The 14,566-nt window shown below is 62.9% G+C and carries 15 protein-coding genes; 5 read left to right on the top strand and 10 right to left on the bottom strand.

The genetic code is table 11. From position 1 onward, the window contains the following. The first annotated feature begins 11 nt into the window (after positions 1 to 11). Positions 12 to 3,353 (top strand): hypothetical protein, encoded by a 3,342-nt coding sequence (locus tag J2X71_RS25815; RefSeq protein WP_310386540.1) that lies wholly within the window; start codon positions 12 to 14, stop codon positions 3,351 to 3,353. Between the two features lie 196 nt (positions 3,354 to 3,549). Here the strand turns inward: J2X71_RS25815 and J2X71_RS25810 are convergent, their stop codons facing one another. Both J2X71_RS25810 and J2X71_RS25805 read right to left on the bottom strand, forming a co-directional pair. Then, positions 3,550 to 4,566, bottom strand: a complete 1,017-nt coding sequence (locus J2X71_RS25810; protein WP_310386539.1) for a carbon-nitrogen hydrolase family protein — start codon at positions 4,564 to 4,566, stop codon at positions 3,550 to 3,552. A 271-nt stretch (positions 4,567 to 4,837) separates the two neighbouring features. After that, positions 4,838 to 5,707 carry an aldo/keto reductase family oxidoreductase gene (locus tag J2X71_RS25805; RefSeq protein ID WP_310386537.1) on the bottom strand — a complete coding sequence of 290 codons (870 nt, stop codon included), beginning with the start codon at positions 5,705 to 5,707 and terminating at the stop codon, positions 4,838 to 4,840. A gap of 133 nt (positions 5,708 to 5,840) precedes the next feature. Between J2X71_RS25805 and J2X71_RS25800 the strand changes: the two genes are divergently transcribed. Both J2X71_RS25800 and J2X71_RS25795 read left to right on the top strand, forming a co-directional pair. Then, entirely contained in the window at positions 5,841 to 6,758 is a 918-nt protein-coding gene (locus J2X71_RS25800) for a LysR family transcriptional regulator (RefSeq protein ID WP_310386535.1), read from the top strand. A gap of 104 nt (positions 6,759 to 6,862) precedes the next feature. Beyond that, positions 6,863 to 7,534, top strand: coding sequence for a VOC family protein (locus tag J2X71_RS25795; RefSeq protein ID WP_310386534.1), 672 nt, complete (start codon positions 6,863 to 6,865; stop codon positions 7,532 to 7,534). Positions 7,535 to 7,597: 63 nt separating this feature from the next. Here the strand turns inward: J2X71_RS25795 and J2X71_RS25790 are convergent, their stop codons facing one another. Together J2X71_RS25790 and J2X71_RS25785 are read right to left on the bottom strand one after the other, a co-directional pair. Continuing rightward, complete coding sequence (locus tag J2X71_RS25790; protein ID WP_310386532.1) at positions 7,598 to 8,014, bottom strand: hypothetical protein; 417 nt, start codon at positions 8,012 to 8,014, stop codon at positions 7,598 to 7,600. 228 nt (positions 8,015 to 8,242) lie between these two features. After that, positions 8,243 to 9,619, bottom strand: a complete 1,377-nt coding sequence (locus J2X71_RS25785) for a hypothetical protein (RefSeq protein ID WP_310386530.1) — start codon at positions 9,617 to 9,619, stop codon at positions 8,243 to 8,245. Between the two features lie 183 nt (positions 9,620 to 9,802). On the opposite strand from J2X71_RS25785, the gene J2X71_RS25780 reads away from it, so the two are divergent. Further along, entirely contained in the window at positions 9,803 to 9,985 is a 183-nt protein-coding gene (locus J2X71_RS25780) for a hypothetical protein (protein ID WP_310386528.1), read from the top strand. Positions 9,986 to 9,994: 9 nt separating this feature from the next. On the opposite strand, the gene J2X71_RS25775 is transcribed toward J2X71_RS25780, so the two are convergent. Further along, positions 9,995 to 10,204, bottom strand: a complete 210-nt coding sequence (locus tag J2X71_RS25775; RefSeq protein WP_310386526.1) for a hypothetical protein — start codon at positions 10,202 to 10,204, stop codon at positions 9,995 to 9,997. A gap of 9 nt (positions 10,205 to 10,213) precedes the next feature. Here J2X71_RS25775 and J2X71_RS25770 point away from each other — a divergent pair, with 9 nt between their 5' ends. Further along, positions 10,214 to 10,540 carry a hypothetical protein gene (locus J2X71_RS25770; protein WP_310386525.1) on the top strand — a complete coding sequence of 109 codons (327 nt, stop codon included), beginning with the start codon at positions 10,214 to 10,216 and terminating at the stop codon, positions 10,538 to 10,540. Here the strand turns inward: J2X71_RS25770 and J2X71_RS25765 are convergent. From J2X71_RS25765 to J2X71_RS25745, 5 genes are all read right to left on the bottom strand, one after another. Beyond that, a complete protein-coding gene (locus J2X71_RS25765; protein ID WP_310386523.1) occupies positions 10,518 to 10,775 on the bottom strand; it encodes a hypothetical protein in 258 nt (85 codons plus the stop codon). The genes J2X71_RS25770 and J2X71_RS25765 overlap by 23 nt on opposite strands. A 68-nt stretch (positions 10,776 to 10,843) precedes the next feature. Next, complete coding sequence (locus J2X71_RS25760) at positions 10,844 to 11,350, bottom strand: hypothetical protein (RefSeq protein WP_310386521.1); 507 nt, start codon at positions 11,348 to 11,350, stop codon at positions 10,844 to 10,846. After that, positions 11,343 to 11,819: a hypothetical protein gene (locus tag J2X71_RS25755; protein WP_310386519.1), complete on the bottom strand. Its 477-nt coding sequence runs from the start codon at positions 11,817 to 11,819 to the stop codon at positions 11,343 to 11,345. Before J2X71_RS25755 ends, J2X71_RS25760 begins: the two co-directional genes overlap by 8 nt. Beyond that, entirely contained in the window at positions 11,800 to 13,899 is a 2,100-nt protein-coding gene (locus J2X71_RS25750; RefSeq protein WP_310386517.1) for a hypothetical protein, read from the bottom strand. Before J2X71_RS25750 ends, J2X71_RS25755 begins: the two co-directional genes overlap by 20 nt. Continuing rightward, positions 13,892 to 14,527: a hypothetical protein gene (locus J2X71_RS25745; RefSeq protein ID WP_310386515.1), complete on the bottom strand. Its 636-nt coding sequence runs from the start codon at positions 14,525 to 14,527 to the stop codon at positions 13,892 to 13,894. The genes J2X71_RS25750 and J2X71_RS25745 overlap by 8 nt, the downstream gene beginning before the upstream one ends. Positions 14,528 to 14,566 lie beyond the last annotated feature (39 nt).

Below are 14,566 nucleotides of genomic sequence, written 5' to 3'. Positions count from 1 at the left end.
AGAAGTGATCCATGCCATTCGATGAAAGCCGGGCGAGCCCGGGAACACCGCTGGAAACCGATTATCTCATGTCGCAGAGGATCGGCAGGAAGCTTCCCGCCCCAAGCCCTGATATCCTCACCACGACCGGCGCCGCCTTCCGGCAGAATAATCTCGTCGTCTCGGTGGCCTCGTCGCACAAGCTCTATGAGATGGCGACGGGACACTATTTCGACATCGATCCTGATTTTAACACCTTCGATCGCGAGAACCTGAAAGGCTACGAGGAGTATCTCGATCATTTCGTCCATGTCTTCAACAAACGCGCGATGGATGCGGTGAAGGCGGATATCGATCAGGAGAGGAGGGACCGCGAGATTCTGGATCGAGCCGGAATGATCGGCGCGGTGATGAATATCGTGGCGAGCACGGCCGATCTGCCCACCTTTATTCCCGGCGGCGGGCTGGTGAGGGCCGGCAGAGGCGGCTTTTCCGTCGCCCGGTCGGCGTTGAGCATGGGGCGCGCTGCTGTCGTCTCCAACAGCGTGCAGGAGGCAGGCCTGCACTTCAGCCAGCAACTGCGCACGGTCGATGAGTCGCTGGTGGGCATTGGCGGTTCGGTTATTGCGGCGGGCCTGCTCGGCACGCGCCATGCCGCTCGCTTGACGCAGCTGGAACACGCCGCCGCCGCGCGCGCCTTCGATGCCGCCAAGGCATCGGATTTCGACGCGGCCACCAACGCGCTTCATGCTGAAATGACGGGCTTTTCCGCTCCCCGGCCTGCCGGTGACGCCGATCTGCGGCCGGTGTCATCCGCCGATCCCTCCATTGCCGGCAATGCGGTACCGGATACTGCCAAGGCCGCGCCAGCGGCCCCGACGGCCGCCCCGACTAGCGCAATGACGACGGCCGAGCTCAACCCGCTGCTGCGCATGCAGAACAGCCCTTCCGCCGCCGTGCGTGATATCGGCGCGCAGATGATGGAAAACCCCGTCTACCTGTCGAAGACGCCACTCTTCAAGGAGACACTGGCCGGGAATGCCGCCGGTGCAGGCGCTGCCGCCGCCGAGACACTTCCCGAATTTGCCCGCCGCGCCCTGGACAGGGCCGTCGAGGCCCACCGCGCCGCCTATATCGATGCCCGCAAGGCCGGGCTGGCGATGACGGAGCGGGAATTCCACGAAGACGTCGGCCGTGCCATGCGCCGCGGCGGCCAGAGTGATATTCCAGCTGTTGCGAGCGCCGCCGGCGCCTGGCGCTCTCATGTCGTCGAGCCCCTGACCAAGAGGGCGATCGAAACGGGGCTGCTGCCGAAAGACGTCGATGCCGCCGGCGCCAGCGCCTATTTCTCGCGCCTGTGGAACCGGGAGGCGATCGAAGCCAACGAACAGGAATTCAAGGGCATCCTGCACGGCTATTTCGATGGGCAGGCTTCGGCTGCAACAGCGCGCGAGGCAGCTGAAAAGCAAAAGACGCTTTCAGGCCCCGAGGGCGCCAAAGCCGATCCGCAAGCCGCAACGGCCGAGAGCGGCGCTGCGGCCGGAGGCAAGTCCGGCCTCTCCCATCGTGCCGGCCACTTTCTCAAGCATCTGCCCCATTTCGCGGCCGAGCAACTCGAGACGGGCCTCTATAAATTTGCCATCGGCCTCGTCGGCATCGAGCCGGATGATGCCGGTGGCGGTGACGGGACTGGCCCTGGGGAGATCGGTCCCGAAAAGGCTGGCCCCGAAAAGGCTGGTCCTGAGCAGACCGGCCCTGAGCAGACTGGCCCTGCGAAGACTGGCCCCCGCGTGCGCAGCAATTTCGAAAGCCGGATAAACGATCATGCCGCCCGCACCGCGCCCGAACTCCATGATCCTGCCGCCCGCGCCGATTATGTGAATGGCATCGTCGATGACGTCTACGACAGGTTGACGGGCCGGGCGACGGAGGGCTTCCCGCCTGACATCACCCTTGCCGCCCAAGGCCCGTTGAAGGGCTGCAGCTTCGACATTCCCGACGCGCTCGTCGAAAAATTCCTGGATGACGACGCCGGTCGCATCGGCCGCCGCTACGCCCGCACCATGGCCGCCGATATCGAGCTTGCCGAACGCTTCGGCTCGCCCGGCATGGAGGAGGCCTTCGAGCGGGTGCGGCATGACTATGCCGACCTGCGCGCGCAAACCGGCAATAATCCGGCCGGTAATAATCTGGCGGGTGATAATCTGACAGGCGGCGATCCGGCCGCGCTGCAGCGCCTCGATGAACGCGAGCGCGCCGATATCGCAGACCTGCAGGCCGTGCGCGACATGCTGCGCGGCAATGCCCGGCCCGAAGCTCAGGATACGAGCTGGGCGCGTATCCGGGCCGACGCCGGCGTCTTCGATTATATCAGGACGATGGGCGGCGCATCGATCGGCGCGCTTGCCGATGCCGTGCGCCCGCTGATGGTGCAGGGCTTCACCGGCTTTATGAAGGATGCGATCGACCCGATGCTGCGCGGCGTCACCGCCGCCGGCCTCGGCATGGAGGAGGCGGGGCGTGCCGGCGCCATCGGGCAAAAGATCCTGGCGTCGCGCATGGCTGCGCTCGCCCAGATCACCGACCCCTATGCCGATGGCCCCGTCTTCGGCCGCTTCCTCGCCAATATGGCCGAGGGCCGCCCGCTGTTGACAGGCCTCATGCATTGGGACGATTTCCAGAAGACGCTTGCCACGCGCCTCATCGAGGACCGCATCCTGGCCAATGCCGAAAAGGCCACCCAAGACGGTTTCGCCTCCCTGCCGCCAGGCGAGCGCGCCTACATGGACGCAATCGGCTTCGGCAATGAGCGCGCCGAAGACCTCGGCCGTTTCTTCGCCAGCCACGGCCAGACCCTCGACGGCATCAGGCTCGCCAACGCGGAAAGCCGGGGCGACGACACCGCTGCCGCCACCATCAGCCGCGCGCTGCGCGCCGCAATCGACAAGGAGACCCGCTCCCTCACCTCCGCAAGCGGCGACGATGACACGCCGCTCTTTGCCGCAACACCCCTCGGCCGCACCCTCCAGCGGTTCCGATCGCTCGCCATCGCCTCCAACCAGCGCGTGCTGCTCCGCGGCTTGCCCGAAGACCAGACCCGCCTCCTCGGCGCCATCACCGGCATGACGACGATCGGCGCCTTCCTGCACGCGCTGAGCGCGCTGGAAGCCGGCCAAGCCTTGCCCGAAGACCCCACTATCTGGGCAACCGAAGGCCTCAACCGCTCCGGCCTCTTCACCGTTGGCTTCACGCTCAACAATGCGCTCGAGAAATCGGGCGTGCCCGGCCTCGCAGCCGGCGCTCGCCTGCCGACAGCCTTCGCAAGCCTACCGCACTGGCGCCGGCTCCTCGACGCGCTGCTCGGCCGGCGCTGAGGAAGATGACGCTCCGCTGCCGCGGACCGCTCTATCTGGAGCCCGCCGTGGGCCAATCTGTTCCGACAATCACTGGGGAAAGGGTGTGCCGGTACCAGGTCTGACTCTCGCTGATCAATGGCGGAAAGGCGTGCAAGTCCAATAGTTCAGGCAATTTAAAACTGGCGGACTGATGGTCCGCCAGTTTCGATGGACTTCAGAACGCCTCGCGGCTGTCGCTTCTCGGATCCCCATCGATCTGGTGCAGCCGGTAGAGATCGCCGCGGGCGGTGCGCCGCCAGGGCCGCGCGGGGTTCTCCGGATTGGTGGTGATGTCGGCAAAGGCGATGCCGGGCGTGCCGTCCGCTGGGCAGAGGGCTGCCCATTGGCCATTGGGGGCGGCGATGCCCGAAGGCGCGATCACGCTCTGCGGGGCGTGGGAGGCGTAGCTGACCCAATAGGTGTTGCTGGCGGCAAGGCCCAACACTTCGGCGGCAAAGGGCGGCGCTGCGGAGGGTGTTTCTCCCGATGTCGAGAAGAGCACGCAGTCCACATCGAGCCTTTCATATTCGATGAAGATCTCGGGATAATGCGCCTCCATGCCGGCGGCGCAGCCGAAGCGGATGCCGTCCACCTCGAAGGTGACGGGGATATTGCCCGGCGAATACATGAAGGAAATCTTGGTGCGGGAGAGCAGGCGCTCGTCATAACGCGTCACCAGTTCGCCCCGGTCGGAGATGACGTAGAGGCTGTTATGCGGCCGGTGCGGCGGGGTCAGCTGGTGGGCGGCGCCGAAGACCGTCCAGAGTTTCAGTTTGGCCGCAAACTTTCTCGTCTCCTCCAGTTCCTCGCGCAGAACCTCCCATTGAAACCGGCTCCAGTCGGCAGCGCCGATCTCGGTGGGACCGATCTCGGAGAGGATGCGCTTGTGGGGAAAGCAGATCGCTCCCTCCGGGAAGTGGAGAAGCCGGGCGCCGGCATCGTGCGCCTGGCGCATGAGGCGGCGCATTTCGGCGCCGTTGGCGCGGAAGGCGTCGGCATCGCGGGGGTCCAGGCGGACCGTCGTCTGCGCGACGGCCAGCCGCAGGGATTTGCCGGCGGGCTCATCCGTTTGCGGTTCTGTTCGGGATGTTGTTTGCGGTGCGCGGATGTGGCTGAGGGCTGAAGTATAGGATTCGCCGGTCTTTGCGGCGCGGGCGCGTATCCTGCGTTTGAAGTTTCCGTTTCGGGTCATTGTCAGGCCTTTCCGTCACGGACGCATGTTCCCCGGCAACCACGCCCGAGCGATCGGACCAAGGTTTTCGAACCCGAGACGGAAGTCCCTTTGCCTCCGTTTGAAAGACCCTGCCGGGGAGGATCGTTGGAGGTTGGGCGCAGGCCACGCCTGACCCAGAAGATGTCGATGCCGGCGCGATTCGTCAATCTGGGGAGGTGCTGTGACGCGGCTTCCTGGATGGCGGCGGATGATCCGCCGCCATCTGTTGCCTTGCGTTGAGTCAGGCGCCTTACGCGGCAGCAATGCCGTTGAGCTCGGCCATTACATCATCACGCAGCTCGATATCGGCAACTGCGAGGTTTTCCCTGAGGTGACCACGCGAGGATGTGCCCGGGATGAGCAGAATGTTCGGCGCGCGCTTGAGGAGCCAGGCGAGCGCCACCTGCAGCGGCGTGGCGCTGAGGCGGGTGGCGACATCCGAGAGCGTCGAGGACTGCAGGGGCGAGAAGCCGCCGAGCGGGAAGAAGGGCACGTAAGCCGTGCCTTCGTCTGCGAGCTTGTCGATCAGCGCGTCATCCTCACGGTTGGCGAGGTTATACTGGTTCTGGACACAGACGATGTCGGTGATCTTGCGGCCGTCATCCACCTGCTTTGCGGTGACATTCGACAGGCCGATATGCTTGATCAGGCCCTGCCGCTGCAGCTCGGCGAGAGCCGTCAGCGGTGCCTCGAGCGAGCCTTCGGCCGGGCCGTGCACATCGAACATGGCGCGCAGGTTCACCACCTCGATCACGTCGAGGCCGAGGTTTTTCAGGTTGCTGTGGATTGCTGCGGTCAGCTCTTCCTTCGAGAAGGCCGGATTCCAGGAGGCGTCGGCGCCGCGCAGCGCGCCGACCTTGGTGACGATGACGAGATCGTCTCTATAGGGGTGCAGCGCTTCCCTGATGATCTCATTGGTGACGAAGGGGCCGTAGAAATCGCTGGTGTCGATGTGGTCGATGCCGCTTTCGACTGCTTCGCGCAGCACGGCGATCGCCTCGTTTCGATCCCGCGGCGGGCCGAAGACACCCTTGCCGGCGAGCTGCATGGCACCATAGCCGAGCCGCTTTACCGTGCGGTCACCGAGCTTGAAGGTTCCGGATTTTTCGACAGTGGACATGAAATCTCTTCTCCGATTGAAGGCAGGCCCCGATTGAAGGCACGAGGGAGATAGGTCCGTATCATTGCTGTGACAATTGGCTATAATCCGGACGGGCTGTCCTGTATGGAGGACAATCGGTGAGATCAGGATTATGAAGCAAGGTTCGCCAGAAATCAGTGATGTCAGCGCTTTTCTCGCTGTGGCAAGGGCCGGTGGTTTCCGCGAGGCGGAGCGGGCAGGGCATATGAGCTCATCGGCGCTCAGCGATGCGGTACGGCGGCTGGAGGCGGAACTTGGCGTTCGGCTGCTCAATCGCACGACACGCAGCGTGGTGCCGACGGAGGCCGGCCGCGGGCTGATGGAGCGGCTCGGCCCCGCCTTCAGCGAGATCAATGCGGCGCTCGATTTCGTCAAAGATTTTCGCGATCGGCCGGCCGGCACGCTGAAGCTCAATGTGCCCGTCAGCGCGGCGCGACTGCTGCTGCCGCGCATCGTGCCCGCGTTTCTGAGAGCTTATCCGGATATCCGCCTCGAAATCGTCACCGAGGAGAATTTCGTCGATATCATTGCCGCAGGCTGCGATGCCGGCATCCGCTATGACGAGCGGCTGGAACAGGACATGATCGCGGTGCCGATCGGCCCGCGCGTCCAGCGTTATGCCGGCGGTGCTTCATCCGCCTATCTCGCAGAACACGGGCGGCCGGAGCATCCGCGGGATCTGCTTCGACATGCCTGCATCCGCGGGCGTTTTGCCGGCCGCGCCATCCCGGTCTGGGAGTTCGAGCGCAATGGTGAGATCATCAGGGTCGATCCGCCGAGCCCACTGATCGTCCAGAATGGCGGCGGCACGGATCTCGCCGTCGATGCGGCCGTTGCCGGAACCGGCGTCGTCTTCACCTTCGAGGATTGGCTGAAACCCTATTTTGCAAGCGGCGCGCTGGAGCCGGTGCTGGAGCCCTGGTGGGAGAGCTTTTCCGGCCCTTTCCTTTATTATCCCGGACGGCGGCTGGTGCCGGCGCCGTTGCGCGCCTTCATCGATTTCGTCAAGGCGATGCCGCGGGAGGCGTGAGAAGAGATCATCGGCCCGCAACGTGGTAGAGTGGGTGCGGGCGATGCATTCGCCGCATCGCCATCATCAACAACACCATCGTAGTGACGATGGAGGGGGAGATCATGAGCAGCGCAAGCAATATGACCGGCAACGGCACGAGCGAGATGAAGCTGGAGATCATTGTCGTGCCCGTTTCGGATGTCGACCGGGCCAAGGCATTTTACGGCGGGCTCGGCTGGCGCCTCGATGCCGATTATTCCTCTGGTGACAATTACCGGGTGATCCAGTTCACCCCGCCGGGCTCGAACGCCTCCGTCATTTTCGGGAAAAACGTGACACCGGCGGCACCAGGCTCCGCGCAGGGGCTCTATCTCGTCGTCTCCGATATCGAGGCGACCCGCAAGGAATTGCGGGAGCGCGGTGTGGAGGTCAGCGGGGCCTTTCATCCTGAAGGCGAGGTCTATAGCGGGCCTGACGTGCCCTATCTCTTCGGCCGGCGCCGGGTCAACGGCCCCGATCCTGATCGCAGCAGTTATCGTTCCTTCGCTTCCTTCAACGACCCTGACGGCAACGGCTGGCTCTTCCAGGAAATCACCGCCCGGCTGCCGGGTCGCATCACCTCCGACCTTGCCGCCTTCGGCACGGCGAAAGACCTTGCTGCAGGGCTGCGCCGGGCAGCCGAAGCCCATGGCGAGCATGAGAAGCGCAATGGCGGCAAGCATGACGAAAACTGGCCGGACTGGTATGCGGAATACATGATGGCCGAGCAGACGGGCAAGCCGCTGCCGCTGTGAGTTGATTGGCGAGCAGGGCGGGCCGGATGGCTGGCCCCGCCGATCATTTTACGACAGCTCACATCATACAGGCTCGATCTGGGCCGCCCACTTCCAGAGATCATCCATCTGGTTCGGCGGAATGCTCATGGCCACCGCGAGCAGATCGATGCGCGGATCGTTGCGGGAATATTCCTGTGCGTCCTCGATCATGATGCGCACAGTTTCCTTGTCCTTCACCGACATGTCAGCCATGCCGTTGACGAAGGAGAGGACATCGGCCTTGAAAACCGGTGGTTCGAGTTCGAGCGCGGCGAGCCAAAGCTGCCATTTCTTGAGGGAAGGGAAGGCCTCTTCGAGGCCGAGGGGGTCGCGGAGGAATTTGGCGATCAGGGGCTCCTGGTCATCGTGAGCAGTGGCATCCGGCATCCCTGGTTGCGGAGCCCCCAGAATTTCGAGGATTTTTCCCTCACTGTCCTGCCTTACATAAACCGTGGTCATGCCCAAAACCTCTTGCATTGCCAATCATCCCAACCTGTCAAGTATGCTGCCACACTTGCTGTACCGCTTATGTCCACCTCGCGCATTACCTGAGCCGAGGCATTCGTCCTGACTGGGGTAAGAGCCCCAAATTCAGTTCCACCACCTCCGGAGTTACCTGTGGCGCGGCTGCGAGCAATCATCAGGCCAGTGAAGAGAGAGGATACCGGGCCCATAGCGGAGATGGCGTCACCGTTCGTCCCTGTGCTTATGTCGATAAACACCAAGGCATCCACCGAGATACCTACCGGACAACTGGGAAGGGTGAGGGGGGTCCATGTCGCATTGCCCGCTGTTGGAGTAGAGCAAGGCATTCGCAACAAGTACCCGGTTGCCAGACTGTTGGAACATGACGATGTTTCCGGAACTGTTCGTCAGGATGATGCCTATTCGGCTACCAGAGAGCAGCTCCCACCCCAAGGGCACCGCGACACCACCTTCGATGGCCGACAACGAGGCGACGAACCTGGTGTTCCCATCCAGGCTTCTGACGGCGTACACGAAGTAGGTCTTACCGGCCTGCACCGTGCCGGTATCCAGGCAACCCGGGCCCGTCCCGAAGGTAGCTGCGAGACTACAGGTGGCATCCGCGGCCGTGGCATGCTTCCCGCCTCCGAAGAACCCGAAGCCGGCCCCTACGGTAAAGGTTGTAGCGGTGGAGTAGGCGGGCACAAAGCCGACCATGAAGTCCAGCCCGAGCGCTGACGCCACATATTTGACGATACTGCCCGCCAGAACCTTTCTCAGGCCCCAACCTGTCGTGCTGTCGGCGATGGCGAACTCGTCGCCATCCGCGATGTCGGTCTTTGTCGCCGCGCCGTGAAGCCAGCCGGCCAGGGTATTGGCGACGTCATTGTAGATCGCCACAGTCTTCCGATACCAATGAAAGGCGGAAAACAGCCCGCCCGAACCGGGGATCGCGACATCTTCCGGATTCGTTGCGTAGGCGGTCGCGAGGCCGGCGCTGGCATTTGCGTTCGTTGCCGACTGAGCGGCTTCCGCGGCTTTCTGCTGGGCGGTCTGTGTGAGGCCGGCAACATCAGGGATGTCATCAGCAATACCTGCCACAGTCTCCAGATACTGCGAGACGGCGGCAACTGCCTCCAACGCATCGCCTTTGTTGCTGAGCGTCAGAACGTCTGCAATCAGCTTGTCGATCGTTGCTGAATCGAATGACGGCGGAATGGTGACTGCGCGGGCCGCTCTTTCCTTGAGCTGCTGGAGCCTCATCACAACGAGGTCGAGCGCCTGCTCGACGGTCTCCGCATAATAGGCGCCCTGGTTTTCCAGGTCGGTTTCCTGGGTAAAGGGCACGTCCAGCAGCAAAGTTATCTTGGTGCCGGCCGCCGGGGCGGGGACGATGACCGCGCTTCCGCCTCCATCATTGCCAGTGCCGGTCACAGTGTAATCGGCGTCGAGCACCAGGATTGAATCCGTGCCCGATGCATCCGTCCGGATCACCTGCAGATGACGGGGCTCCAGGATCTTGAACTTGTATTCGAAAGCCGTGGCGACGCCGTCCCCATTATAGGGGCCGGATCGATTTATCTCGCTCGAAATGGTCATGTGATTGTACCTCTGGTTTCCCGAACCATAGGCTCAGGAAGGTTGTCGGCCTGACCTAGCCAAACCACTTCGAGCGATGAGACGGTCTTGCTTCGTCATCGGGCAGATGGCCCGGTTTGCGGCCGTGACAGCAGGCGCCTTGATCGCTGCGTTTTTCGTGTGGGTGAATGAAGTCCTGATGTCTTGCCAGCTTTCCGCTGGTATCCGATCGTCACCGCCTTGCAGCTCGGTTTCGACGCGACAATCGCCACCACCATCGCCAATGGGACCCGCGCGGCTGAAGATGCATTTTGGTGGTGGTTCGGTGCAGAAGGGAGTGAGCTGGCCGAGGTTTTTTACGACGCGGAACTGGCCATTTTTTCTTAATGCATCAATTCAGCGATTGAAGATGAATAATTCATATTCATCTTCAATCTGTTTTCGCGTTGGCTTCGGCTTTCCCGGCTTCGTCAAATCCGCCTCGATCGCCATCCTGAGATCCCGCGGGATATCCTCATACTGCACGGTAATATCGTAGCTCGCGTCGTCGACGGAGACATATTGTGCGCTCTCCCGGGCGAGCTTTTCCTTGCTCCAGCCCTGCATGCGGCTCTGATGCTCGATCTCGGTGACGCCGTTCTGAATGGCGGCAGCAACCTTGGCCGGATCGTTATAGACGGCGACGGCATCCTCGGCCGAGGATTTGATGCTCTTTTAGGAGGTCTCGGCAAACCAGACCTTGCGCTGGTCGAATGTGTGGCTGATCGTGCTGTCCAGCAGGATGTTCATGCTGGTGCGGGTGGCCTCGTCATAGGCGCGCGCAGCACCCGGTCTCAGCCCCTTGCCGAATTCGGCGCGTTTCTGCTCGGCAAGCTTTTCGAAGGCGGCGCGGCTTCGACGGCGGCGCGGCCGGTCAGCGTCAGGAAGCCGCCCTTGCCATGAAGCGCCTCGCGCGACCAGTCGCCGAATTTCGTCTGGCGATCCTTGGCGGCGTTGGCTGCTCGACTTTCACTACGGCATCGGCCAGCGTGCCGAGGCCGGTTGCGGCATTCTGCATGCCACGGCCGATCGCGGTGCCGAAGGCATCGGCGTCAGCACTGGCCGTCAAACCCTCGGTATATTCGGGGCGAAGCGCAACATGCTGCTGGGTGTCCTGATAGGTGGGAACGGTCGGCATTCAGAACCTCAATTTTTGTTTCCCGCAATTCCGGACGCAAAACCGCGGCACAGGTTGCTGGAATTGCTCTACTTACCCAAGCCATGGGCCTGGGTATAAACCTTGCCCGCGCCGCCGAGGATGGTGCCGACGGCATCGAGATAACCGCCCTTGACGGCCGCCTCAGCGCGCATGCGGTCGAGCTTGGCGCTTGCGAGCTGATTGGTGCCCTGCACCTTGTAGCCATAGGCCTCGCGATAGGCATTGGTGCGCACGTTTAGCGCATCGATCTCGCCCATCTTGGCGGTGTCGACGATCGTATCCAGCGGCGAGCCGAAGGAGAGATCGACGCCGTTTGCGGCCATGGCGGCGCGCTGGCGGCCTTCGAGCTGGGAGGTCTGCAGGCGCTTCTGCTGCTCTTCCTGCTTGCCGCGCTCGATCGCGTCCTTCGCTTGTTTGTCGGCGATCTGCGCATTCATTTCGGCGACCTGGGCGTTGTATTTGTTCGCCTCCGCCGTCGCCTTTGCCTGCTGCACCTGGCCGGCGGCGCCGAGAAGCGTCGACCCCAGTGTCAGCGCAAGACCAAGATCACACATCCGCTTCTCCCATTTCGAATAGCCGGAATGGATGCCCGTTGATCTCGACGGGTTCGAACAGCTGGAAGCCCAGCCATTCGAGCCAGCGTAGGGAGATCGTATTGCGCGCATCCACGAAGTTTCGAAGCAAGCCGTAGCGGCTCAACAGTTGAGCCGGCCAATTGCGTGAGATCTTGAGAAAGCCGCGGAAATTCTTCTCCACCGCGTCCGTGCCTAGCAGCCAGGGCGCACCGATACCGGTCAGGATGTTGATATCGCCGACACCCCACATCACCTCCGGCCGGCCATCGAAGAGGGCGGTCCACGCCTGAGAGGAGTGGCGGTAGGAAAAGGAGAGCGCCGAAAGCGGCGAGCGGCCGGAGGCGGCGAAAACCTCGTCGCGGTCGGCTGCCCGCATGCGCGCGGCAATCTGCCTGACATGGCTCGGCCGCGCCTCGATAATGGCGATCTCAGCGGCCAAGGGTGACATCCGGCATGATGGAGAGAATGGTCATCGGCAGCGGGTCGAACTGCTTCACCCACATGGCGCCGCTGGTGCTCCAGTCCCAATAGGGGGTGATGGTGAGATCGCCGGTATAGAGGCTGATCGCCTCGTTCCAGTTTTCGTTGCGGCGCTGCTTGTATTCCACCAGCGTGCCGCCGTCGCGCTCGCCGTCCTGAGGGCCGGTGAAAATGCCGCGGGTGTTTTCCACCCGGAAGGTCACTTCGGAGATGGATTTGCTGCGGCCCTGCACGGTGCCGAGGCCCTGCACCTGGCCGATATCGAGATCGAGCGTCTGGATCGCCGCCGTCACCGGCAGGCCGACATGGATTTTCGAGGCTGCGTTCTGCAGCCGCACGCTGCCGCCGGTGACGGTGAGGTTGCGCACGACATTGCCGTCTGCGAGCGCCACGAGCTCCTGTCCTTCAAGATGGTTTAGCCCGTTCAGCACCGTCGCCGGCGGGCCGGAATAGGTAAGCCCGCAATCGACGAAGAAGGCATCCTGCACATCCTCGAAGGCGCGGCTGTGCAGCCGCTCGATATAGCGCTTCTGTGTGCCATTGATCGTGCGACGGACGATGAAATAGGGCACGTCCTCGCCGTCTTCCTCGATCACGGTCACATCCTCGAAGAAGGCGTCGTTGCCGGGGCCGCTTTCATGGCGGGTCCAGGCCCAGACATCCTGCTCCTTCATGTAGGTGAGCGAGACCAGAGCGCCGTCATCGAGCACCACCCAGACGACGGAGTCGGGCGCCTGGGCATAATCCCAGGCTGATATCTCGCGGCCCTTGAAGAGGTGGCGGGCAAGGATGGTCAGATCCTTCCCGACATAACTATCCTGCGTATAGTCATAGGAGAAATCGCGCACCACGCCGCCAAGGCGCTGGGCAAAAAGCACCGTATTGCCGACGACGATCGGCTGCACCTTGGCGGCTCCGCGATAGCCCTGGTTATCGAGCTTGATGGCGGAGGGGGAAATCGCATCCGAGGTCGAGCCGCCGGTGACGATCCATTCGGAACCGGAGGTCAAAAGCAGCAGGCCGCGTACCGAGATCATCGAGCGGATCTCGTTCACCTGCCGGGCGCGGATGCGGAAGGTCACGGCGTCACTTGCCTTGGCGGGTGAGGAGACTCCGAAATTCTCGTAATTGGCGGATTGGCTGAGCCAGACGGCCTGCGGGTCGTTCTGTGTCGAGGCGAAGGCAAGCCGCTGCTCGATGAATGTCACGCAGCGCGGATAATTGCCCGCCGCATTGAAAGGGTTGCGGCCGGCCTGCGGCGTGTCGGAGAGATCGGGCGTGATGTTCTCGTCATCGAAGGTCAGGCCCGTCGTGCCGCCGACATAGCCGAAAATGCCGTTGTCGTCACGGTAGACGATGTAGCGTGCCGCACCTGATACCGCCGCCCAGGTGACACGGTTGATGCCGCCCTGGATGGCGAGGTCGTTGACGGTGGCGCCGGCATTGGACGGCAGGCTTTCCTCGCCGCTGTCTGCAACAGCGGAAACGCAGTAGCGGTATGTGGTTGCCACATAACCCGGCTTGCCTGATGTATCGCCGGGCTTGGTGACGGAGGGCGTGCCCGCCGGCGGGTTGATCAACGGCTTGAACTGGACCGTCGTCAGCGTCCAGTTGTTGTCGGCCAGGCGCCCGAGTTTGCGCACAGGGTGATTGACGTGGCAGAGGTAGAGCACGTCGGCTTCCTGCACGAACACGAGGTCCTGCACGTCTGCTGCCGTATAGGCGGTCGCAACCTCGTAGGGGGCGGCGCCCGTCAGCTCCAGCCCGCCATCGCGGAAGATGCGGATGTATTTGTCGCCGAATTCGAGGATATAGGTCTGCTCGGTATTGAACTGGAAGCGGATCAGCCGGGCCTGCTTCGAGCTGTCCTTGATCTCGTGGACGAATTGCAGCCCGGCCCGGTTCGACACGCCGCCATGCGGATGCACGAAGACGTTCAGCGCCGTGCGCAAGCCGCTCTGATATTTCGTGAGATCGACGCGGGCGCCGAGCGCAGGCGAAAGTTCGCCTGCGGTGAAGGAAGGCTGGTAGGCGCGGAAATCAGCCATGGGCGCGCACCGCGATCAGTTCGCTCACGAAACTCTCGCTCGTGTGCCTCACCTGATTGGCCTCGGCCTGCTCGGCCGCCCGCTGGCTGCTCTGCGCTAGCGCCATCGCATCGGCGCGGATCTTCGGATCGCGCGTCAGCGGCATGGCAAGGCGCACGGCCAGATGCCAAGCGAGCGCCTCGATGAAGAGCGGCGAATATTTCGTCGGGTCGGTGAGCCGGCAGGTATAGCGCAGCAGCGCCGGCGAGAGATCGCAATAGAGCCGGTCGCCCTCCAGCGCATAAGCATATTGCATCTCGCGCCCGGCCTCATCGAGATCGGGCTTCAGTGTTTCGGGCGGTATGGCGGCATCGGCGGAATAACGGGGCCTGATCCAGCGGATCTGCAGGCAATCGGCCGGCCGTGCATAGGAGTGGCGCCACACACTCGGCTTGTCATTGTCGAACGCGCCCAGCGCCACGGTCTTGCCCGCCACAGCCCAAGGGAAGGATTGCAGCAGTACATCGCGGGTCTGCGCATAGAACTGATTGCAGGCGCGCGCCTCGGCGCTCTTTTCGGTGAGATCGTTGATATTGTCCTTGCCGATATTGGAAAGGGCGAGATTGCAGATAGAGACGACGGTAGCCATGAACCAACCTCTTCAGTTGGGGTAGGGCTAACGTGGGGA

The sequence above is a fragment of the Rhizobium sp. 1399 genome (assembly GCF_031455475.1).
GTDB lineage: Bacteria > Pseudomonadota > Alphaproteobacteria > Rhizobiales > Rhizobiaceae > Rhizobium.
This window is presented reverse-complemented; position numbering and strand designations above follow the sequence as displayed.